This window comes from Pseudomonas sp. CBS, from assembly GCF_024734645.1.
Classification (GTDB): domain Bacteria; phylum Pseudomonadota; class Gammaproteobacteria; order Pseudomonadales; family Pseudomonadaceae; genus Aquipseudomonas.
This window is the reverse complement of the sequence record NZ_CP102929.1, coordinates 2,134,445-2,154,986: the sequence shown is the minus strand read 5'-3', so window position 1 is coordinate 2,154,986 and position 20,542 is coordinate 2,134,445. Positions and strand designations below refer to the sequence as shown.

General features: G+C 61.5%; 17 protein-coding genes and 2 pseudogenes. 8 read left to right on the top strand and 11 right to left on the bottom strand.

Going from position 1 to position 20,542, the window contains the following annotated elements:
• Positions 1-581: 581 nt before the first annotated feature.
• Genes NVB75_RS09545 through NVB75_RS09535 form a run of 3 tightly spaced genes read right to left on the bottom strand, consistent with a single transcriptional unit; the run spans position 582 to position 4,950 of the window.
• Positions 582-3,017 (bottom strand): PEP-utilizing enzyme, encoded by a 2,436-nt coding sequence (locus NVB75_RS09545; protein ID WP_258346967.1) that lies wholly within the window; start codon positions 3,015-3,017, stop codon positions 582-584.
• A gap of 9 nt (positions 3,018-3,026) precedes the next feature.
• Positions 3,027-4,469: a TIGR01777 family oxidoreductase gene (locus NVB75_RS09540; RefSeq protein WP_258346966.1), complete on the bottom strand. Its 1,443-nt coding sequence runs from the start codon at positions 4,467-4,469 to the stop codon at positions 3,027-3,029.
• Entirely contained in the window at positions 4,462-4,950 is a 489-nt protein-coding gene (locus NVB75_RS09535) for a cell division protein (RefSeq protein ID WP_258346965.1), read from the bottom strand. Before NVB75_RS09535 ends, NVB75_RS09540 begins: the two co-directional genes overlap by 8 nt.
• Before the next feature lie 111 nt (positions 4,951-5,061).
• Between NVB75_RS09535 and NVB75_RS09530 the strand changes: the two are divergent.
• A pseudogene (locus tag NVB75_RS09530) lies at positions 5,062-5,208 on the top strand (transposase domain-containing protein); the annotation flags it as partial.
• Positions 5,209-5,272: 64 nt separating this feature from the next.
• Here the strand turns inward: NVB75_RS09530 and NVB75_RS09525 are convergent.
• The 3 genes from NVB75_RS09525 to NVB75_RS09515 all read right to left on the bottom strand — a co-directional run bounded on the left by NVB75_RS09525 (position 5,273) and on the right by NVB75_RS09515 (position 8,851).
• Positions 5,273-6,715: a PAAR domain-containing protein gene (locus NVB75_RS09525; RefSeq protein ID WP_258346964.1), complete on the bottom strand. Its 1,443-nt coding sequence runs from the start codon at positions 6,713-6,715 to the stop codon at positions 5,273-5,275.
• 204 nt (positions 6,716-6,919) lie between these two features.
• Positions 6,920-7,222 carry a DUF6124 family protein gene (locus tag NVB75_RS09520; protein ID WP_017476852.1) on the bottom strand — a complete coding sequence of 101 codons (303 nt, stop codon included), beginning with the start codon at positions 7,220-7,222 and terminating at the stop codon, positions 6,920-6,922.
• A 303-nt stretch (positions 7,223-7,525) separates the two neighbouring features.
• Complete coding sequence (locus tag NVB75_RS09515; protein WP_258346962.1) at positions 7,526-8,851, bottom strand: PLP-dependent aminotransferase family protein; 1,326 nt, start codon at positions 8,849-8,851, stop codon at positions 7,526-7,528.
• Positions 8,852-8,945: 94 nt separating this feature from the next.
• On the opposite strand from NVB75_RS09515, the gene NVB75_RS09510 reads away from it, so the two are divergent.
• A complete protein-coding gene (locus NVB75_RS09510; protein ID WP_258346961.1) occupies positions 8,946-9,575 on the top strand; it encodes a LysE family translocator in 630 nt (209 codons plus the stop codon).
• A 27-nt stretch (positions 9,576-9,602) separates the two neighbouring features.
• Positions 9,603-9,944, top strand: a complete 342-nt coding sequence (locus tag NVB75_RS09505; RefSeq protein ID WP_093207817.1) for an antibiotic biosynthesis monooxygenase — start codon at positions 9,603-9,605, stop codon at positions 9,942-9,944.
• Here the strand turns inward: NVB75_RS09505 and inhA are convergent.
• Positions 9,941-10,621: an isonitrile hydratase gene (inhA, locus tag NVB75_RS09500; RefSeq protein WP_258346960.1), complete on the bottom strand. Its 681-nt coding sequence runs from the start codon at positions 10,619-10,621 to the stop codon at positions 9,941-9,943. The two genes, NVB75_RS09505 and inhA, sit on opposite strands and share 4 nt — an antisense overlap.
• Before the next feature lie 90 nt (positions 10,622-10,711).
• Here inhA and NVB75_RS09495 point away from each other — a divergent pair, with 90 nt between their 5' ends.
• The 3 genes from NVB75_RS09495 (at position 10,712) to NVB75_RS09485 (ending at position 14,591) form a co-directional block, all read left to right on the top strand.
• Positions 10,712-11,680 carry a GlxA family transcriptional regulator gene (locus NVB75_RS09495; RefSeq protein ID WP_177067867.1) on the top strand — a complete coding sequence of 323 codons (969 nt, stop codon included), beginning with the start codon at positions 10,712-10,714 and terminating at the stop codon, positions 11,678-11,680.
• Between the two features lie 131 nt (positions 11,681-11,811).
• Entirely contained in the window at positions 11,812-12,399 is a 588-nt protein-coding gene (locus NVB75_RS09490) for a biliverdin-producing heme oxygenase (protein WP_258346959.1), read from the top strand.
• The gene (locus tag NVB75_RS09485; RefSeq protein WP_258346958.1) at positions 12,396-14,591 is read left to right on the top strand and encodes an ATP-binding protein; all 2,196 of its coding nucleotides are present in this window, start codon (positions 12,396-12,398) and stop codon (positions 14,589-14,591) included. Before NVB75_RS09490 ends, NVB75_RS09485 begins: the two co-directional genes overlap by 4 nt.
• Here the strand turns inward: NVB75_RS09485 and NVB75_RS09480 are convergent.
• Entirely contained in the window at positions 14,569-15,477 is a 909-nt protein-coding gene (locus NVB75_RS09480) for an alpha/beta fold hydrolase (RefSeq protein WP_258346957.1), read from the bottom strand. The two genes, NVB75_RS09485 and NVB75_RS09480, sit on opposite strands and share 23 nt — an antisense overlap.
• 113 nt (positions 15,478-15,590) lie before the next feature.
• Here NVB75_RS09480 and NVB75_RS09475 point away from each other — a divergent pair, with 113 nt between their 5' ends.
• On the top strand, positions 15,591-15,725 hold the full coding sequence (locus NVB75_RS09475) for a hypothetical protein (RefSeq protein ID WP_258346956.1): 135 nt from the start codon (positions 15,591-15,593) through the stop codon (positions 15,723-15,725).
• A gap of 660 nt (positions 15,726-16,385) precedes the next feature.
• Here the strand turns inward: NVB75_RS09475 and NVB75_RS09470 are convergent.
• The 3 genes and pseudogenes from NVB75_RS09470 to NVB75_RS09460 form a co-directional block, all read right to left on the bottom strand.
• Positions 16,386-16,847, bottom strand: coding sequence for a cysteine hydrolase family protein (locus NVB75_RS09470; RefSeq protein WP_258346955.1), 462 nt, complete (start codon positions 16,845-16,847; stop codon positions 16,386-16,388).
• Between the two features lie 137 nt (positions 16,848-16,984).
• The gene (locus NVB75_RS09465) at positions 16,985-18,811 is read right to left on the bottom strand and encodes a glycoside hydrolase family 15 protein (protein WP_258346954.1); all 1,827 of its coding nucleotides are present in this window, start codon (positions 18,809-18,811) and stop codon (positions 16,985-16,987) included.
• Positions 18,804-19,605: pseudogene (locus NVB75_RS09460) on the bottom strand (SDR family oxidoreductase). Before NVB75_RS09460 ends, NVB75_RS09465 begins: the two are co-directional and overlap by 8 nt.
• A gap of 162 nt (positions 19,606-19,767) precedes the next feature.
• Between NVB75_RS09460 and NVB75_RS09455 the strand changes: the two are divergent.
• Positions 19,768-20,511, top strand: a complete 744-nt coding sequence (locus tag NVB75_RS09455) for a helix-turn-helix domain-containing protein (RefSeq protein ID WP_258346953.1) — start codon at positions 19,768-19,770, stop codon at positions 20,509-20,511.
• The last annotated feature ends 31 nt before the right edge of the window (positions 20,512-20,542 follow it).

The window sequence follows — 20,542 nt, the reverse complement described above, 5'->3', positions numbered from 1 at the left end:
TATAAGTGGCGCCAGACGAACGGCTTGCTTCGCTGGGTAATACGCAATTACCTATCTATTTGCAGGGAATTTGCGGGGTAATGGCTAAATGATGGTTCTCTTTTCTCTGTTCGTCAAGGTTTTGACTTTTTTATAAGCGTATCGGTTTAGAAACATTATCTACTGCTCGACGTGACAGATTGTTGACTGTCTTGGTCAGGCTCTTGGGGTTTTCGAGAACAAAATGCTGGCGTTTTGGAGTGTAGGAACAAATTTGGGAAATTTCCTGCCGGGGAGGAAAACCTTTTTTTGACGGAGGTAGGACGCGGGGTTTTTCGGGGACAAGCGACGAGTGGTGAGGATTTGAGTCCGACACCTCTTTTGAGTGGTACTAAGCTTGAGGATTACTTTTCAAAATTGGGTCGCCCGGAAGGTGGAGCGGGTCATGGCTGCACCCACGGTTCAGCCAGCTGTAGTTTGATGAGGTAGCGCTCTTGCTCAGGATTACGGTGATCCTTGAAGTGATTAACCACCAGCATTACTTGATACTTGTCACTTGCTCGCCAATAGGTAACCGTCCGGGCAACATGACGGATAGCCCCCTACTTCACCAACGTCAACTCACCATCGCGATACAGCACCTCACACCCTAACCACGCCACATCTACTTGAGGCAGTATCGCTGAAGGTTTGCGCAACTCGCGCAACAACGTCGAGCCGTGGGACAAGCGCCCGCCCATCCGCGCAATCACCGCCCGCGCCGCTTGGTAGTGTGCATGTTGCCCCGGATCGAGGGTGTCTTCGAGTAAAATGTCGTCGCCCAGAACCCCTTGCACCTGCCCTGGATAAATCATGAAACCGGTGGCTTGTTCGGTGCCTTCGCGACCGTCCTGCCAGAAGCTGCCGTCGCGGCTGCGAATGTGTGGATGAGGCGCAAACCAATGCGCTCGATCCGCCATCGGCATGGCGTGGTGCAGGCGAAAAAAGATCCGCATCAGGTTGTCGCGATACCATTCGCGCACTTGCAGGTAGTAACCACGCAGGCCCGGCAAGCCGGTCGAATGGGCTAAGCGGATAAACCCCGGCCATTGGGGGAAGGCCTGTAATGGCAGATCCGTTGGGGCCGGGCGCGGCTTGGCCGGATCGGTTTCCCAGGGCAGTCGATGCGGGCTGTTTTCAAGGTCGTCATAAGCCGTCGGCGGCCGGCCCAGCAGGTCGCCGCCGCTGCTGGCCAGTGAGGTGGCGATGCACAAGTTGCCTTGCACCACGAACACATAAAACCGGGTGAACCAGTCGGCCAGTTGTTGGCCGTCAGCGCCTTGGGCGATCAGCTCGGACAGTTCTTCGTCGAAACGGCGCAAGCGCTTTTCTAACGTCAGCAAATGCCCGCGCGCGGTACGCTGCATACGCAGGAACAACGGCAACGAGCGCAGCATTCGCAGCGGTCGCCAAGGCAGATGCGGGGTCGCGCCGCCGACTTCACCGGCGTAGCTGCTGGCAGAGATCCCCCAGTCGGCCAATCGGGCGAGGAACAGATCATTGTTGATGTACGACGCGCCGTCAAACACAGCGGTGAACGGCTCGTTATCCTGCAACACCCGCGAATCCCAACGCGCCATGATCGCCGGAATACTCGCCGCCGCACGTCGCTGGGCGTACTCCACGAAAACGCTCGGTTGTGGTGGCAGGATTTCGGCGATGTTGGCGGCCGTCAGGTGACGACGCCAACCGTAGTCGCTGATCGGCCGGTATTGCAACAGCCATAGCTTCGTACCGTCCCAGGCCCATTCAACGTCGCCAGGCACGTAGTGAAAGACCCGCAAAACGTCCTGTAAAAAGCGCCACAACAGGTCAGCGGTCAAGCCGAGTGACGGCTTGAAGGTGTCGCTGCTCCAGGAGGCGCCGAGGCGGGAAATGATTGCGCGCTCGGGACTCACTTGACCATCGGCCAGTGACTCAAGATGCCCTTCCACCCATTCCAGTTCCACCGACAGGTGACGCACGAAAGCGATGCCGGACAGCTGCGGTGTGATGAAACGCTGCACCACCACTTCTTCAACACCCGCGGCGCTCAATTCGGTAATACGAGCCGGCACGTTCGAAGTCGATTCGCGCAGGAACGTAGTGCTCAAACCCGCATTCGCCGCATCGGCCTGATCCTCGCCGTAACTGGAGGAACGCACCGCCCACGTGGCGCCCGGTTGGCTGGCGAGGAACGCCGGCAAGCGTGAATCATCGCAGTCATTGAGTGACAGCGCTGGCGGCACCGCTTGCCCGGCCAACTCGGCCAGACGCAACCGACCGCCCTTGGTGTGAGCGACGAATCCGCACTCACCCGACTCCAGCCACTCAGCGAACTCGGCCGGCGAGTCGATCCATGGGTAATGCCCCCAACCGGTTTTCAGGCTGATAGTCAGATCCGCGCGAGCCAGAATCGCCGACCAAGCGGCAGCCTGCTCGATGCCCAGCACATTGTCCTGATCGCCCCAGACCAACTCGACCGGATCGGTGATCCACTCCAGCAATGGCAACGCGGTGTCTGCCCGCACCAGGTCCCAGTGCGGCACAAATGCGCGGCAGCGTGCATAGCCGGCGCCCATGCGCTGGTACTGCGCGGGCGTCCAGGTCTGGTTGGAAAACTTGCGCGCAAACAGCGCGGACTTGTTCGACAGTAGCCAGTGAATGGTTTTGCGAATGGGCAGCGGCGACATCAATGCCGGCAGCCGTCGTTGCCACAAAAAAGCCCCCACCGGCGCCAACAAAACACTGCGGCAAAAGTGTCCCGGCTGACGTTGTAGCGCATGCAACACCAGCAACGCGTTCACCCCGACCGCCATGATCGCGCTGGCTTTGACGGTCGCCGTCACCAGGGCCTGAGCGTAGGCGGCAAGGTCTTCGCACGGGGCTTGAGGATTATTGCCGAAGCCTGGTAGTTCCAGTGGTACCACCTGATAGCGCTGAAAGTGCGGCAACGCGTCATCCCACCAATCGGCGGCACCGCCGTTGCCGGCCAGCAGGTACATCAGGGGCTTGCTCATGGGTTGTCCTCAGGCTAGATCGCGCAGAGCGGCGTCGAGGGTCGGGTAACGGAACGTGTAACCCGCCTCGGTCAGACGGCTGGGCACTACGCGCTGACCGTCGAAGAACAACTGCGCCATTTCGCCGGCCAGTGCGCGTACCGGCGTGGCCGGAATGTGGAACCACACCGGGCGCTTCAACACTTTACCGACACGCTCGGCGAACACCGCCTGACTGACCGCGTCCGGCGCCACCAGGTTGTAGGTGCCGCTCAGGTTGTCGTCGGCGAATGCGCGGGCGATCACTTGAATCACATCATCGCGGTGCACCCAACTCATGATCTGTTGGCCATCGCCCATCCTCCCGCCAAACCCCAGGCGGAACGGAATCAGCAACGGCAACAACGCGCCGCCGGGGCCGAACACCACCCCCAGACGCAGCACCACCTGACGCACGCCGAGTTCGATGGCCGGTTGCGCGGCGGCCTCCCATTTTGCGCACAACTCAGCCATGAATCCATCACCCTTGCTGGCGCGTTCATCAAGACTTTCGCTAGCATCGCGCACGCCGTAAAAACCAATGGCCGAGGCCTGAACCCACAGCGCCGGTTTACGCCGGACGTTCTTCAGCCAGCTGATCAATGTTTCAGTGGTGTTGACCCGACTGGCGATCAGTTGCGCCTGGCGCTTGGCACTCCAGCGTGGCCCCGCCACCGGCGCACCGGCCAAATTGATCACCACGTCGAAGGTTTCGTTGTACCCCAGTTTGCTCAGCGAACGCAGGCACCGGGCGCGGCCATCAAACAGGTACGCCGCTTTCAGCGGATCGCGAGCCAGCACGCTGACGGTGTGACCGGCGTCGAGCAATTGATTGACCAGCACTTCACCGATAAACCCGGTGCCACCGGTCACCAGCACGCGCTTATAAGCGCCGCCCGCGAACGGGTTCGACGGCTTGCCTTCGCGCTGCATGCGCAGCGCCGCCAATCCATCGCGAATGCCCGAGGCCGTCACGCCGACAGCGAACAACGTCAGCAACCAGCCGCGCCAGCCGAAATCGATCGCGCTCAGGCCCGTCGGCAGACTCGCCCACTGCGCCAGTTGCACCCCGTACAAGGCAAAAAACGCCCCGCCATTCACCGCCAACACGGTGTGCATGATCCGCTCGATGGCCGGCAGTTTGCGGCTGCGATCCTCGACCACGAAATCCCACAGAGTCAGGCCGATCTCCAGTGCGAACAGCAACGCAATCACAATCGCCCACGTGCCCTGAAACGCCAGATGCGCCATGCCCAGAAACAGAATCCCGTAGAAACACGACCGCAGCGCGTGGATCGACAACTCCAGCCGAGCGCTGTGCCGATAAGGCAACGCGACAGTGAATTCATGGTGATAGAGGGTATCCAGCGCCCCGAGAATGGCTTGGGCAACAAGCAGCGCGACCGCCCAATCCAGGAGAGAAAAATCAGACATGGTTGGCGTCACTCGGCGTGTTGTTTGAAGGGGCGGTGCGGCGGTCATGGCGATAGAGCCAGAACAGCGGCGGCAGCAGGATGAGCAGCGCGAGGCTGTCGAACCACAGGTGTGACCAGACACGAGCCTGGGCGGAGACCCACATGTCTTGCGGTGCCCACAGCACGATGCCGGCGATTAACCAGCCCCAGGCCATGGGACTTCTCAGTCGATGACCGATGCGCACGAGGGCGAGCATGTAGAGGGAGTAGCTTTGCAGCGTGGCGCCGAACAAGGCGACCCACCAGACTTGTTGGGCGCGGGCGGCGGTGGGTACGGCGTCGATTGCCCAGAAGGCTTGTTCGATGGTTTGTAGGTAACCGTCGAGTAATCCCGAATGGCCGACCCAGGTCAGCGCGAGGCTGACTAGTAGATGCACCAGGGCCGCGGCGTACAACCAAAGCACTAGTGCAGCGCGAAGGGCGTTTGATGGGGCTGGCATACCGTTTCCTAAGTGTAAGGGCTTGCGATCGAAAACAGCCGTGCTCGCAATCAACGCGATTTTCGACTCAGATTAACTGCGACTGACGCTACCCGTGATCTCACATTAATCGGGTCGCTTCGCAGCGGCATGCGAGCGGCGGCGATCATGAGTCTGATCCAGCCGGCGCGCATGAATGGGCATGATCCGTGCGCTTATCTCAAATACGTGCCGACGCAGCGAGCGAGTGAGATCGACCCACTGCTGCCGCATCAGTAGGTATCCAGCTGAGTCATGCAAGGTGACTTCGGCGGACGCTTACAATTGATCTGCGTGATCCGGCTCATTGGACACCCCGGCCTTCAGCGATATCTTCTAGGGCCTGTTCGATTCGCTGTCGCTCATTGCTACGCAGCAGCGTATCAAACTGCGCCGCAGCTCTCAGGACGAAGGTCATGCGTTGGTCGATATCGGCCAAATTGGCGATGGGATTTTTGCTGAATTCAATGGTTCGGCCGTCTTCAACGGGGCGGCATTGGTTTGCCAGCGTCAGCTCAATGGCTTGGGCTGCACCGGACGGCATGCCGGTGACGTAGGAGAGATGGTTGCCACGAAGTAGGGCTACCAGTTTTGAGTCACGGTACATTGTTGGTTGAAGGATATTTCGTTGTTCGTGGTCAGCGAGATACTCAACACTTCCGGCGATATTGCCAGCGTTGATGGCCTCGAAGGCTTGCAGGATTTCCTCGTGATCAGTGCCAAATCTCAACTGCTCATGCCCTACCGGCCACAACACTGAAGGGCGGCCATCCCCATAAATGTTCCGGCGCGAAGACAAACAACTCTCAAACAGCTTCAACCCCCGCTCCATATAAAAAACATGCAACGGATACACATCCAAAAACAACGTCGTATTCCCCATCGCCATCATCTCGTACACATGCTGGTAAAGCTGCTGCACTGCTGAAAACGGCTCGCCGTCAGGCCGCCAATCAATGCCGGGCAAGGGGTTGTTGCGAATGGCCCGTTCATACTCAAGCTGCCTTTGTTCGTACTCCAGCAACTTCGCCTGCCGCTGCGTCTCAAGGGGGTTGAACAAGCTCCAGAACCCGTCCCTCGCACCTTTGCGCAGCGCTTGCGCCGCTTCATGCTCGGCCTGAATCTTTTCCATCGATTCAGACGCATGCAACAAACCACACCCCACTTGCTTGGACGCGAACGCCGCGAGCCCCGCCCACTGAAAGCGGTTATCCAGTCGCCACAGCTGTGCATAAGCCGCGTTGATCGCCCGGTTGCGCGCCTTGGGATCGGCAATCAGCGTGCCGCCCGGCGCCACGATGGCTTCGGCCTGGTCCTGGTATCTGCGCCAGGTGTTTTCACAGGTGGGTACGTGTTGCGGGGTAAAGAATTGCGTGGGATGACTTTGCGTCGACCGCACCGCGGTGCCTTTGGGCGCGGTAACGGTCAGTGTTTCGGCCTTGGCGTTGGATGACGTGTGAACCTCAATGATTTGTGAGCTGCGGGTCTGGTTGGTTATTAAGCGGGGCGGCGGATCACATTTGCAGTGGCAGAGATCGTCGTCCAACGCGGCGTTTCGCCCGTTGATCCTGTCCACCTGGCGTGGGCCGTCGCAGACGATCACCCCGGTGCTTTCGCAGGCCGGGCAATAGACCTCGTCACCTTCGACAGACTGGGCCATACCATCGATTCTGCAACCCCCGTTGCCGGTGCGCACGGTGCCGTCGGCGGTGGTTTTTGCGCCTACCGTGATGTGATAACGCTTCATCCCTGATGTGTCCTTTTGTAATGTTCAGGACACGGCACGCTAGGGGAGCGGAGGAGAAGTGAGTAGTCGGATGCTTCTTACTTTGGTGTAGGTCGGTTCTGGATCAAGGTCGCTCGTGAAAGCGGTTTTCCAGTCAAGCTATGTGCTGACGGATACGCCGCTTTCGCGAGCAAGCCCGCTCCCACAATGTTGAGCGCGTTGGGGCTAAGCCTTGCGCAGGTGCAAACACTCAATCGAGCGGTCGACGGTGGTCTTGGCAATTTCCAGCAAATGCCACACCGCCAGCAACTTCGCCCGCTCGGGGCTTTGCAGCAGTTCGCCACAGTCGAGGGCGGTGGCCGAGGCGCTGCTGAGCAGGCTGGCGGTGTAGAGCAGGGCGTCTTCGAAACTCAGGTCTTCGTTGACGGTGTGGAAGCCCTGGGAAGGCAGGTAGTGTTCGAGTGCGCGATTGAACGCGGCGCGGTTTTTCAGCAGGTCGCTGGGTGGGTCGGGGACGGCTTTATTCATGGTGTAGCTCCTTTTCGGTTAAGGAGCCGACCCCTTCGCGACTAAACGTAGGGTGGCGGCTGTACGCAGGTTAGTCGACCGGCCGAAAAGGAAAAACCCGGCGCACCCGAAGGTGCCCTGCGCACAGCCACCATAAAACCTCATGATGGGACATGCGCCTTTTCGGATCCGGGCGACTAAACCCGATCACTGATGAGCAGTGACGGGGCGAAGACTAGCCACCGGTTCCGACAGGCACAAGGCCGAAAGATTGTCTCGGAAACGTCCCGCAAATCAAAGGGATTTAGCCTGCTGGCCCTTTATTCATATCCGAATGGCCTCGCGAATTTTCCCCAAGGCTAATCTCAACGTCGCCAAATCAATCGACCCCAACGCCACCCGCAACGCATGCGGCACATGGGCCGTACAGGCGAACGGCTCTGCACTGGTGACGCGTACACCCTGGCCCTCCAGCGCGGCCACCACAGCATCCGCCCGCAGACCTTCGGGCAACACCAGCCACAGGTAATACGACGCCGGATGCGCAATCACCTCACACCCTCGCAATACCTCCCGGGCCAGCGCCTGGCGTTGGCGCGCATCCTGACGCTTCTGTTCCTCCAGCGTATCCACCGCGCCGGACTCGATCCAACGGCACGCCAGGTTCACCGTGAGCGTCGGTGTGCTCCAGGTCGAGACGCGAATCGCTTGCTCCAGCGTCGGTACCCACGCTTTGGGCGCCACGATAAACCCTACCCGCAACCCCGACGCTACGCTCTTCGACAGGCCGGACACATACACCGTGCGCAACGGCGCATAGGTGAACAACGGCTTGGGGGCGGGCTCGGCGAGAAAGGCGTAGGCGCCGTCTTCGATCAGTAGAAAATCGTAGCGCTCAGCCAACACTGCAAGGCGTTGGCGGTCGGTTTCGCTCATCACCGTGCCCAGCGGATTGTGCAGGGTAGGCATGCAGTAAAACGCCCGTACCGGGCGCCGTTTGCACAAGGCCTCCAGCGCATCCAGATCAGTATGGCCAGCCGGTTGCGGCAGAGGCTCCAGGTCTATGCGCTGGGACTGGGCCAGGGTTTTCAACCCGGGATACGTCAGTGCATCAACCGCCAACACATCCCCCGGCTGCAGCAACGCCATCAGGCTGACAGAGAGACCTTGCTGCGCCCCGTTGACGATCAGCACCTGCTCGCCACCCACGCGAATCTGCCGATTACGCAGGTGCCGCGCCGCCGTCTGCCGCTCATGGGCGCGGCCACCCTGAGGGGCCGAATGCAGCAGGGCATCGAGGTCGCCCGAGGCGGCGATGGCGCGCAAACCGTCTCGCAGCATTTCGGCCTGGCCGGGCAGCGAAGGGTAGTTCAGGCTCAGGTCCACGGTGCCCGGTTGCAGCGGTTGTTGAACCAGGCCCATGCCTCGCAACAGGGTGGTGTCGCGCACAAACGTGCCGCGCCCTGGTTCACCCACTACCAGACCACTGGCCTCCAGCTCGCTGTACACCCGCAACGCCGTCGCCAGAGCAATGCGATGGCTGTTCATCAGGCTGCGCACGGTCGGCAACTGGGTGCCCGGCGGCAATTTTCCGGCGCGAATCCGCATGGCCAGTTCATCGACGATCAGTTTGTAGCGGACCTGAGCCATGGTGCGTTCCCGTGCAAAGCGTATCTAGATCAATTTTTTGTTTGTATCAGGTGAGCTGATTAATCTACAGGCTTTCCCGATGGATGGCTTGAGCATGATCGACCTCGCAACCCTGGCTGTTTTCTCTGGTGCAGTCCTGCTGCTGTTGTTATCCCCGGGGCCGAACATGGCTTTCGTCATCAGCCACGGCGTGACCTATGGCTGGCGTGGCGGCGTGGCGTCCGGGTTGGGCATCAGCGTGGCGGACCTGCTGCTCACGGCATTGACCGCGACCGGCGTGACCGCACTGGTCGCCAGTTGGCCGCCGGCCTTCGACCTGATTCGCTACGCCGGGGTGTTGTACCTGCTGTGGCTGGTGTTCAAGACCCTGCAAAAAACACCCGCCCTGGACACGTCCCACGTCACCCGCGTGCCGCTGGGCCGCGTGTTTGTGCGGGCGATGCTCAACAGTTTGCTCAACCCCAAGGCGTTGCTGTTTTTCATGGTGTTCCTGCCGCAGTTCGTCAGCCCCAAGGCGGGGCCCATTGCGCTGCAACTGGTGGTGCTGGGGATCATCCTGACATTGATCAGCGGTGTATTTCATGCCGTGCTGGGGATCTTCGGCGGGGCGCTCAGCCGGTTTTTTGCCGGCAAGTCGGGCAGCGCAGGCTTACAGAAATGGGGCCTGGCAACCGTGCTGATGGTGCTGGCCGTACGGTTGGCATTGATGTCTCGCCCGACGTGAAATCCCACTTATAAAAGGACGTTACCCATGTACATCGCAGCCTTTATCTACAAGCCCGGCGAACGGGATGACGAGTTCCAGCGCCTCACGGATTTGATCGACGCGCTGGCGGCAAGGCTGCCGGGATACGTGGGGGCCGAGTCGTGGCGCTCGGCGGATGGGCGTTTGATCAACGCCAGTTATTACTGGCGTGATGAAGCGTCAATCCGCGCCTTTGCCAGCCACCCGACCCATCTGGAAGCCAAGCGTCTGTACCGCCGGTGGTACGGCGGCTATCACGTGGTGATTTCCAAAGTGGAGCGGGCCTATGGGGATGGAACGATCGGGCATCTGGTGCCTGCCGACCGCCACGGGCATGCGAATGCTTAACTCAACCGCGCCGCCGCCCGTGCCACGATTTCACCCCGAGTCTTGCGCGACTCGGCGGTGCGCTTGCGGGCTTCCTCCAGCACATGCGGCGGCGCGGTTTCCGGCCGGCCTGCATTGAACGGCGGCGCCGGGGCGTATTCAATCTGCAGCTGCACCAGTTGCGCCGCCGCTTCGCTGTACAGCTCGGCCGCCAGGGTCAGGGCAAAGTCGATCCCGGCGGTGATCCCGCCACCGGTCAACAGGTTGCCGTCACGCACCACGCGCTCCTGCACCGGGATCGCGCCCAGCGGGGCGAGCATGTCGTGGTAGGCCCAGTGAGTGGTTGCCCGACGCCCGCGCAACAAGCCCGCCGCACCCAGTACCAGGGAGCCGGTGCACACCGAGGTCACGTAACGTGCGGTCTGGGCTTGTGCCTTGAGAAACGCCAGGGTTTGCTCATCTTCCATCAGCGCCCCAACCCCCGAGCCGCCGGGCACGCAGATCACATCCAGCGTCGGGCACTCGTCGTAGGTGGTGCTGGGGGTAAACACTAACCCGGTGCTGGAGGCGACCGGCGCCAGGTCCTTCCACACCAGGTGCAGTTTCACGTCCGGCAGGGAACCCAGCACGTCGTAGGGGCCGGTGAGGTCGAGTTGCTGGATGCCGGGGAACAACAAAAAGCCGATCTGCAAGGTCATGGGAATACGCCTGAAAAAGGGATGGACGGCTTCACTCTAGTCACCTAGGCTTTGGCGCATACGCCATTGAGCCCACGAATTACGCCAATCATGCCCAGAATCATCAACGTGCTCGCCTTTGCCAATGTGCAGGTCCTCGATGTCACCGGGCCCTTGCAAGTATTTGCTTCGGCCAATGACCTGGCGCGCCAGCAGGGTTTGCCGTTGCCCTATGCGGTCAGTGTGATTGCCGCCCAGGCCGAGCCGGTGATGACCTCGGCGGGCCTGGCCCTGGTGGCCGAGCCGTTGCCGGCCGCCGATGCGCCGTGCGACACGCTGGTGATCGCGGGCGGGTGGGGCGTGTACGGGGCCGCCGAAGATCCGGCGCTGGTGGACTGGGTTCGGCAAAAAGCCACCCAGGCCAGACGCATCACCTCGGTGTGCACCGGCGCCTTTCTGCTGGCCGCCAGTGGTTTGCTCGACGGCTGCCGCGTGGCGACCCACTGGACCCGCTGCGAAGAGCTCGCGCGCAAATACCCACAACTGACGGTGGAGGCCAACCCGATTTTCATCCAGCAGGGCAACCTGTGGACCTCCGCCGGCGTGACTGCCGGCATCGACTTGTGCCTGGCACTGGTGGAAGAGGACCTGGGCCGCGCCGTGGCCCTGGAAGTGGCGCGGCACCTGGTGGTGTTTCTCAAGCGCCCCGGTGGGCAGTCGCAGTTCAGCGTGACGTTGTCCCTGCAAAAGGGCGGTAGCCGTTTTGCGGAGCTGCACGCCTGGATCGCTGAACACCTGACCCTCGATTTGAACGTTGCCACACTGGCCGCCCAGGCGGGCATGAGCGAGCGCAGTTTCGTGCGCCACTACCGCGCCGAAACCGGCCAGACGCCGGCGCGGGCCGTCGAATTGATCCGTGTGGAAACCGCCCGCCGGCAACTGGCCGACAGCAGCGCGTCGATCAAACGTATCGCCGTGCACTGCGGCTTTGGCTGCGAAGAAACCATGCGCCGCAGCTTCCTGCGGGCGGTGTCGATCACGCCCCAGGCCTACCGCGAACGGTTTTCCTCACCCGGTTGAAGCGAAGCCTGTTTGAACGAATAGGTACGTTTTTGTATCAAGGTGCTATGTTACTCACAGTCCATTGCGCAGTGTCTTGATCCCAGGCCTCTACGTCGCGGTTTTGAACCTTCCCGGCGTGCGCACAGCTCATGAATTCACTACCTCCTGTCCTTGTCGAACTACGCGCGGCGACCGCTGCGCTGCACCGACGCCTCGATACCCGTCTGCCGTTTTCCCGCATGGACCTGGCGCTGTACCGCGAGCTGATGAGCGCCTATTACGGCTTCTATCAGCCGCTGGAGCGAGCCCTGGCGCCGTGGGGTGAAATCATCCCTGACCTGGAATGGGGACGGCGCAGCAAAACCCCGTACTTGCAGGCTGATTTGCGGGCGCTGGGCCTGGAAAACTCGCAGATCGACGCCTTGCCGTTGTGCTCCGAACTGCCCGCCATTACCAACGTGGCCCAGGCCTTGGGCGCCCTCTACGTGCTGGAAGGCGCAACCCTCGGCGGCCAGGTGTTGCGTGACCTGATCGAGATCAAGATTGGCGTAGGCTCCACCAATGGCGGCGCATTCATGAATGTGTACGGCGCGCAAACCAGCGCTCTGTGGCAGCGCTTCCTCGAGTGCCTTTACCCCCTGCAAATTTCGACCGAACGCCTGGAGGCGGTGAGCGTCGCCGAGTCGACTTTTACTTGTTTCGAGCAGTGGCTGGACCATTGCGGAGTGCTGCGATGAGCACGGTCGATACGCTGATAGACGACTGCGCCAACGAGCCCATCCACATTCCCGGATCGATCCAGCCCCACGGCTTGTTGTTGACGCTGAGTGAGCCGGCGCTTGAGGTACTGCAAGCCAGCAGCAACCTGACCGTCGCCCTGGGCCTGGGCGCGGAAAGTGCGTCGGGCCAGGCGCTGGCCAGCGTGCTGGGTAGCAAGGCCGCAGCGCAGGTGAGCCGTGCCCTGGCAGACCTGGACGCCGACGAAGATGAGATGCATCAACTGACGCTTGACGGGTACGCCTACGACATCCTTCTGCATCGTCATCAGGGCCTGCTGTTTCTCGAGCTGGAGCGGGCCATGACCCTTGAGCACCGCGCCGTCGGGCAACTCGCCCGCACGATGCGCCGCTTGCAGTCCGCCAAGACGCTCGAGAGTTTGTACCAGACCTGCGTCACCGAGATTCGCAGCCTCACCGGGTATGACCGGGTCACCTTGTACCGCTTCGAGCAGGAAGGCCATGGCAAGGTCATCGGTGAGGCCCTCAGCGAGGGCATGCATCCGTACCTGGGATTATGTTTCCCCGCTTCGGACATCCCGCCCCAGGCTCGCGAGTTGTACCGGCTGAACTGGATCCGCGTGATTCCCGACGCCGAGTACCAGCCGGTGCCGATCCTGCCGGCCCTGCGCCCCGACACCGGCCAGCCCCTGGACCTCAGCTTCGCCGTATTGCGCAGCGTGTCGCCGGTGCACTGCCACTATCTGAAAAACATGGGCGTGCGTTCCTCCATGAGCATTTCGCTGCTCAAGGACGACCAGCTCTGGGGCCTGATCACCTGTGGTCACCGTGAGCCGTTGCGTGTGCCCCATGAACTGCGCACCGCCTGCACCAGCATCGGCCAGCTGTTGTCGATGCAGATCACGTTGCTCCAGGAACAGCAGGAGCGCCGCCAACAACGCGACAAGGCCGCCATGGTCGAAGCGTTGGTTGCTGCCATGACGGGGGTGCAGTGCGATGTGATGGAAAGCCTGTTGCCGCATGCGCAAACGCTGCTGAGCCTGACCGCCGCCGGTGGCCTGGCGATCCTGGTGGAAGAGCGCCTGCATGTGTTCGGCGTCTGCCCCAAACGGGCTGAAATCCACGCCTTGTACCAGTGGGTGCGTGGGCAGGGCAAAGGCGTGGTGCACAGCCATCAACTGTCTGTGGATTTCCCCCCGGCGGCGGCCTATCAGGCCCACGCCAGCGGCCTGTTGGCATTCTGCCTGCCCAAGCCGGTAGACAACGCCGTGATGTGGTTTCGCCCGGAGGTCAAGTCCACCGTGGAGTGGAGCGGCCAGCCGGTCAAACATCAGGAACCGGGTGGCACGACCTTGAGCCCGCGCCTGTCGTTCGAGCTGTGGAAACAGCAGGTCGACGGCAAGGCCCTGTACTGGTCACGCTCGGCGTTGCTGGCGGTGGAGAGCCTGCGGCGCAATGCCCTGGAGCATGACCTCGCGCGCCAGGTCCAGCGTGAACATGAAGCCTTACGGGCGCGTGATGAACTGGTGGCAGTGGTCTCCCATGACCTGCGCAGCCCGCTGACGATCCTGCTGATGCAATGCGGCATGATGCGCAGCCTGGTGCCCGCTGACGGCAGCAAGGCCAATCATCGCCTCGCCACCGCGATTGAAACCATGCAAAACGCGACGTCCCGCATGAACACCCTGCTGGAAGACCTGATGGATATCTCGCGTATCGAGGCCGGGCGCTATAGCGTTTCGCTGCAATCGCTCGATGTGGCGGCGACTCAGGAACAGATTTGCTCGATGTGGCAGCCGCTGGCGGCAGCCAAGGGTGTCGACCTGAGCTGGAGCGCCGCGCCCGGGCTGTGTGTGCAGGCCGACCCTGAGCGACTGTTCCAGGTGTTTTCCAACCTGCTGGGCAACGCCCTGAAATTCACCCCGGTGGGCGGTGTGATCGAGGTGATTGCCGAGGCCGCGGGCGATGAGGTGCTGTTCCGGGTGTGCGACAACGGTGTCGGCATCGACCCGGCGCAGTTGCCGTATATCTTCGAACGCTACTGGACCTCCCGCGTGGGCAACCCCACCGGCAGCGGGCTGGGGTTGTACATTTCCCACGGCATCATCGAGGCCCACGGCGGCACCTTGTGGGCTGAAAGCGTGTTGGGGCAGGGCAGCGTGTTCAGCTTCAGGATTTCGGCTGGGGGCTGAGGCTCAGCAGCTCGAATATCGCCTCAAGGGTCGCTTGGGGCGCTTCCTGGGGAATGTTGTGGCCCACGCCGGCCAACACTTCGCGCCGATAAAACCCGCTGAAATTTTCCAGGTCGTCATCTTCAACCGGAGCCGGACCTACGCCGTCATCAGCGCCGCACAACGAGATGCTCGGCACCGAAATCGGCGGTGGCTGCACCAGGGCCTGCTCGATGCTTTCCAGCGCCGGATCACCCGGCGCGTACATGAAGCGATGACGGTAAGAGTGGACCACCACCTCGACAAAATCCGGGTTATCAAACGAAGGTGCCGTCTTGCCATACAGGCTTGGCCCCTCGGCCCATGACGGCGACCAGAGCGCCCACAGCAACTGGCAGAACTCACGCCGGTTGGCGGTCAGTCCGTCGACACCCCGTTGGGTATGAAGGTAAAACTGATACCACAGCCGATGCTCTGTTTCCGGCGCCCGAGGCTTGATCGACGCAGCGATATCCTGAATGTTGTAGCCATCGCCCGTCACCAGGCCTCGCACCCGTCCAGGCCATAGCGCCGCAACAATACACGCCGCGCGTCCGCCCCAGTCATAGCCCACCAGCGTGGCTTTTTCGATGGACAGGGCATCCATGAAATCCAGCAAATCCTTGGCCAGCGCCGCTTGTTGGCCGGAGCGCATCACCTGATCGTTGATAAAACGCGTGGGTCCATAACCGCGCAGGTACGGCACCAATACCCGGTAGCCCCGTGCGGCGACCACTGGGGCGATCTCGTCATAACCGCGAGGATCATAGGGAAAGCCGTGCAGCAGAATCACCACCTCACCGCCTTCCGGGCCATGGGTTTCGTAGGCGATATCGAGCATGGGCGTGCGGATTTTGAGGGTGGGCATGGAGGCTCCGAGGGTGGAGGGAACGTGTTGGAACTGTAGACCAAACCGGTTACCGAGTGTGGTTCGAAAGGCTGCAATTGCTTGACTTGTCTAGACCGGCCTGGCGCAAGCCGATGCAGTTGCCCCAAGGGTCGCGCACCTGGCACATCCACTCGCCACCCTCGACTTCCATTGGCCCGCGATACAACGTGGTGCCTAACGTGACTGATGTTTCCGTCGGCGACCAAGCCGGCAGTGACGCCGGGTAATGCGTCGGCAGAGCGCCGATCAATATGCGCCTTGTGGTAACGATGATGTTTGCCCAATAACCTGTGGCGAGGGAGCTTGCTCCCGTTGGGCTGCGCAGCAGCCCCAGGTTTTGTTGACTGTGTTCTTTGAGTTAGATGGCGTTGAGCTTTTTGGGGCCGCTTCGCGACCCAGCGGGAGCAAGCTCCCTCGCCACAGGTACTGCGGTCATATTCCTTCCTTGAATATTTAGCGGTGTCGTAAACGGTGGGACCGATATACACATATCTTGTGTTTTTTGCCAAATACCCTGTGGCGAGGGAGCTTGCTCCCGTTGGGCTGCTCAGCAGCCCCAGGTTTTGTTAACTGTGTTCTTTGAGTTAGATGGCGATGAGCTTTTTGGGGCCGCTTCGCGACCCAGCGGGAGCAAGCTCCCTCGCCACAGGTATTGCGGTCATATTCCTTCCTTGAATATTTAGCGGTGTCGTAAACGGTGGGACCGATATACACATATCTTGTGTTTTTTGCCGAATACCCTGTGGCGAGGGAGCTTGCTCCCGTTGGGCTGCGCAGCAGCCCCAGGTTTTGTTGACTGTGTTCTTTGAGTTAGATGGCGTTGAGCTTTTTGGGGCCGCTTCGCGACCCAGCGGGAGCAAGCTCCCTCGCCACAGTGAGGGGCTGACTTAAATCTCTGCGTGGCTGATGACGTGTTTGAAGTGATGCCGCCACAAATCCGCGCCCAGTTTCCCCGAGCGATCCAGCGACGAACCCACGGTCAAATCGCTGATCAGCGTTGGCTGCAAGCCCGCGTCGAACAACGCAAACCCAGCCGCGAGTACGCAGGTATCAGTCTGGATGCCACACACCAGCACTCGGTCCGGCGCGAGGCTTTTGAGGTGGCTGATGGTCTCGGGCGTGGGCGTGTAGCCGTGTTTGATGAAGATGTGGTCGGCGGCGATCAGGCTGTTGTCGTCGGGCGCCGGCTGCCAGCCGAGTTGGCGGGCGAACGGGGTGATGCTTTCGTCGTGGCGCTCTACGGTGGCCACTGAGGGCATGCGGGCCAGCAGGGTGTTGATGCCGTCCACCAGCCAGCTCGGCGGGTTGAAAGAGGGTTGTACGTCGATGATCAGCAGAACCTGGTGCATTGGAATCCTGGCAGGGATCGAAGGACCCCGCATTGTGCACCGGGTGCACCTCGTCTCCAAGTCTGGCGCGGTCTAGGTGGGAGCTGGCAAGCCAGCTCCCACAGGGTTACTCATCTGCCTTTAGATTGTGCTCGGGCTCAAGGCTGCCAAACCGTCTTCACCCCACTCAACTTCCGGTCCAGGAACGTTGCCGCGCTGATCAGCGCCAAATGGCTCAACGCCTGTGGCGTATTCCCCAAATGCCTTGCCTGGTTATCGAACTCTTCGGCATATAACCCCAGCGGGTTGGCATAGCGCAGCAACTGTTCAAACTCCAGATGCGCCTTCTCCACTTGCCCGGCCCGGGCCAGGCATTCCACGTACCAGAACGAGCACGCTGCGAACGCGCCTTCGGTGCCTTGCAAGCCGTCAATCTGGCTGTCGTCGTTGCGGTAGCGATACACCATCCCATCGCGCACCAGGCTTTTCTGGATCGCTTCCAGCGTTGACAACCAGCGCGGGTCCGTCGCCGCGACGAAGCGTACCAGTGGCATCAACAGCATCGAGCCGTCCAGTGCCGTGCTGCCGATATGCTGCACAAAGTGGCCGCGTTCTTCATTCCAGAAGTTGCTCCAGATATCCGCGTAAATCGCCTGGCGGGTCTGGTCCCAGCGGGCAAACGGAGCCGGCAGCGAGCGCTTGGACGCCAGGCGAATCGCCCGGTCCAGCGCCACCCAGCACATCAGCCTTGAGTGCAGGAAGTGATGCTGCTCGCCGCGCATTTCCCAGATGCCGACGTCTTTGTGGTTCCAGGTTTCGCAGACCTGGTCGGCCACTTCCACCGTGTGTTTCCAGCCCTCGTGGGAGATGGCTTCGCCGTATTTGTTGACCAGGTATACGGCGTCCATCAGCTCGCCGTAGATGTCCAGTTGCACCTGGTCGTAGGCCTCATTGCCGATGCGCACCGGTTGCGCACCGCCGTGGCCGCTGAGGTGGCTCAGCTCGGTTTCCGGCAATTCCTGGCGGCCGTCGATGCCGTACAGGATGTTGATTTTCATCGGCTGATCGCAGCAGTCACCCACCCGGCCTTTCAACCAGCGCATGTAGCCGTTGGCTTCCTCGATAAACCCCAGGCGCATAAACGCGTAGACGGTGAACGAGGCGTCGCGGATCCAGGTGTAGCGGTAGTCCCAGTTGCGCTCGCCGCCGGGTGTTTCCGGCAGGCCGAAGGTGGCGGCGGCGAGGATGGCGCCGTGTTTGCGCGAGGTCAAAAGCTTCAAGGCCAGGGCCGAACGATTGACCATCTCGCGCCAGCGCCCACGGTAGTTGGATTGGGAAATCCAGCCGCGCCAGAACTTCAGGGTGCGATCCAGGCACAGGTCGGTGCAGTCGTTTTTGACTCGGGGATCTTCCAGCCCGCCGAGGACAAATTCGGCGCCTTCTTCCTGGCCCAGTTCAAAGGACGCTACGGCAGCGTCGCCATCCAGCTGCAGGGGGTGGCTGCTGGTCAGACGCAGGCCGGGTTGGTCTGCGGCCTCAAACAACACGTCGCCACCATCTTGAGTGGCCCGGGTCTGGGCGCGGGCGTAGTCATGACGCACTGCGCAGCGCATATGGATGCTCGCTTTGCCGCTGACCACCCGCACCCGGCGAATCAGGATCGGCAGGTCGTCGACTTCTTCGCTGACGGTCAAGAAATCGGTAATTTCCACCACCGCATCATTACTCAACCAGCGGGTTTGCAGCACGTTGGTGTCCGGCAGGTAAATCTGCTCGCGGCGGGCGTCGGGCAGGTCCGGCGTGAGCTGGAAGATCCCGGCGGCGGGGGAGTCCAGCAATGAGCAAAAGATGGACGGGCTGTCGAACTCCGGCCAGCAGAAAAAATCGATGCTGCCCTTGTCATTCACCAGGGCCGCGCTGCGCATGTCGCCGATGATGCCGTGGGCATCAATGGCACTTTGTGGTTCGTTTTTCAGATCAACCATTGCCACGAAACTCCGGATAAAGGCTCATGCCGCCGTCAATAAACAAGGTGCTGCCCACCACGTAGTCGGAGGCATCACTGGCCAGCCACACCACCGCATTGGCGACATCTTCGACGTCACCCACGCGGCCATAGGGAATCAACTTGAGAAGCTCCACCTCGGCCGCGCCTTCGGTGGCGGCGCGGTTGATGGCCGTGCGAATCGCCCCCGGCGCAACGCCGTTGATGCGGATGCGCTGCTGGCTGACTTCCTGAGCCAGGGTGCGCATCAGCATTTCCACGCCGCCCTTGGAAGCGGCGTAATTCACGTGGCCGGCCCAGGGAATCACCTGATGCACCGAACTCATGTGGATAATCTTCCCGGCGGCCCGGGAAACGCCTTCGCGGATGCCCTGGCGATTGAAGATGCGCAAGGCGGCGCGGGCGCAGAGGAACTGGCCGGTGAGGTTGACGCCGATCACGGCGTTCCAGTCGTCGAGGGTCATGTCGACGGCAGCGGCGTCTTTCTGCATGCCCGAGTTGGCCACCAGAATGTCCAGGTGCCCAAACGCCTCAAGGGTTTGCGCAAACAGGCGTTCGACATCCGCCTCTTTCGACACATCGGCGCCAATTGCAATCGCCCGGCCGCCGTTGGCATTGATCTGCGCCGCCAGTGCTTCAGCCCGGCGCCGCCTGGGCGTTGTAGTTCAACACCACGGCAGCTCCAGCCTCCGCCAGGGCCTTGGCGGCCCCCGCGCCGATCCCGGAACTCGCGCCGGTGACCAGCGCCACTTGTTGCTCCAACGAAATGCGCATTGCCCCACCCAACCTTTTTCAGAGTGCCCAATTAGCTGACTGATGGCGTGGGCCACAAGTTCACCGGCTGTCTGGAATGCGACGATGGCTGTCTATATCTATCGTTTTTGCCACAGGGCTTTTCGCTAGAATCAACGCCTGATTGATGCGAGACCTGAGCCGATGAACCGCCCACCCCGCCCCTGGCTTGAAGCCTATGCCGACAATTACCGCAACGACGACGTGGTGCACCCCCATTGCCATGCCCAGGCGCAACTGATCCATGGCGTGTCCGGGGTGATGGTGGTCAGCACCGCCCAGGGCAGTTGGCTGGTGCCGTCCGGGCATGCGCTGTGGGTGCCGGCCGGAACCCCGCACGAGATCCGCATGGCCGGCGAGGTGCATATGCGCACGCTGTTCCTGATGCCCGAGGCCGAGCCGGGGCTGGGGCGCACCTGTCAGGTGATCGAAGTGTCGGCGTTGCTGCGGGAGCTGATCGTCGCCGCCACGCAGATTGCCGGGCACCACAGCCCGCGTCTGCAGGCCATGATCGAGTTGATCCGCATGGAACTGCTCGCCGCGCCGGTAGTGGCGATGCACGTGCCGGTGCCTGGCGAAGCACGGCTCGCCAGGCTGTGCACGCATTTCATCCGCAACCCCTCTGACGACAGCAGCCTGGAATCCTGGGCCGACAGCCTGAACATGAGCGCCCGCACCCTGAGCCGAGTGTTCCAGCGGGAGTTGGGCATGAGTTTCGGTGAATGGCGCAAGCGCGCGCGGTTGGCCTTGAGCTTGAAGCTGTTGGCCCAGGGCGTATCAATTCTGGAGGTGGCGTTGGAGCACGGGTATCAGAGCCCGAGTGCGTTCAGTGCGATGTTTCGCAAGTCGTTGGGTTATCCGCCGAGTCATTTTCGGCCGGCTGGGTAAGTTTTCCTGCCGTTGTGGAAAGGCAACCTAC

Excerpts from the sequence above, each read along its gene's own strand:
- NVB75_RS09545 (WP_258346967.1), bottom strand. The coding sequence starts at position 3,017 with ATGAGCAAGCCCCTGATGTACCTGCTGGCCGGCAACGGCGGTGCCGCC.
- NVB75_RS09540 (WP_258346966.1), bottom strand. The coding sequence starts at position 4,469 with ATGTCTGATTTTTCTCTCCTGGATTGGGCGGTCGCGCTGCTTGTTGCC.
- NVB75_RS09535 (WP_258346965.1), bottom strand. The coding sequence starts at position 4,950 with ATGCCAGCCCCATCAAACGCCCTTCGCGCTGCACTAGTGCTTTGGTTG.
- NVB75_RS09525 (WP_258346964.1), bottom strand. The coding sequence starts at position 6,715 with ATGAAGCGTTATCACATCACGGTAGGCGCAAAAACCACCGCCGACGGC.
- NVB75_RS09520 (WP_017476852.1), bottom strand. The coding sequence starts at position 7,222 with ATGAATAAAGCCGTCCCCGACCCACCCAGCGACCTGCTGAAAAACCGC.
- NVB75_RS09515 (WP_258346962.1), bottom strand. The coding sequence starts at position 8,851 with ATGGCTCAGGTCCGCTACAAACTGATCGTCGATGAACTGGCCATGCGG.
- NVB75_RS09510 (WP_258346961.1), top strand. The coding sequence starts at position 8,946 with ATGATCGACCTCGCAACCCTGGCTGTTTTCTCTGGTGCAGTCCTGCTG.
- NVB75_RS09505 (WP_093207817.1), top strand. The coding sequence starts at position 9,603 with ATGTACATCGCAGCCTTTATCTACAAGCCCGGCGAACGGGATGACGAG.
- inhA (WP_258346960.1), bottom strand. The coding sequence starts at position 10,621 with ATGACCTTGCAGATCGGCTTTTTGTTGTTCCCCGGCATCCAGCAACTC.
- NVB75_RS09495 (WP_177067867.1), top strand. The coding sequence starts at position 10,712 with ATGCCCAGAATCATCAACGTGCTCGCCTTTGCCAATGTGCAGGTCCTC.
- NVB75_RS09490 (WP_258346959.1), top strand. The coding sequence starts at position 11,812 with ATGAATTCACTACCTCCTGTCCTTGTCGAACTACGCGCGGCGACCGCT.
- NVB75_RS09485 (WP_258346958.1), top strand. The coding sequence starts at position 12,396 with ATGAGCACGGTCGATACGCTGATAGACGACTGCGCCAACGAGCCCATC.
- NVB75_RS09480 (WP_258346957.1), bottom strand. The coding sequence starts at position 15,477 with ATGCCCACCCTCAAAATCCGCACGCCCATGCTCGATATCGCCTACGAA.
- NVB75_RS09475 (WP_258346956.1), top strand. The coding sequence starts at position 15,591 with ATGCAGTTGCCCCAAGGGTCGCGCACCTGGCACATCCACTCGCCACCC.
- NVB75_RS09470 (WP_258346955.1), bottom strand. The coding sequence starts at position 16,847 with ATGCACCAGGTTCTGCTGATCATCGACGTACAACCCTCTTTCAACCCG.
- NVB75_RS09465 (WP_258346954.1), bottom strand. The coding sequence starts at position 18,811 with ATGGTTGATCTGAAAAACGAACCACAAAGTGCCATTGATGCCCACGGC.
- NVB75_RS09455 (WP_258346953.1), top strand. The coding sequence starts at position 19,768 with ATGAACCGCCCACCCCGCCCCTGGCTTGAAGCCTATGCCGACAATTAC.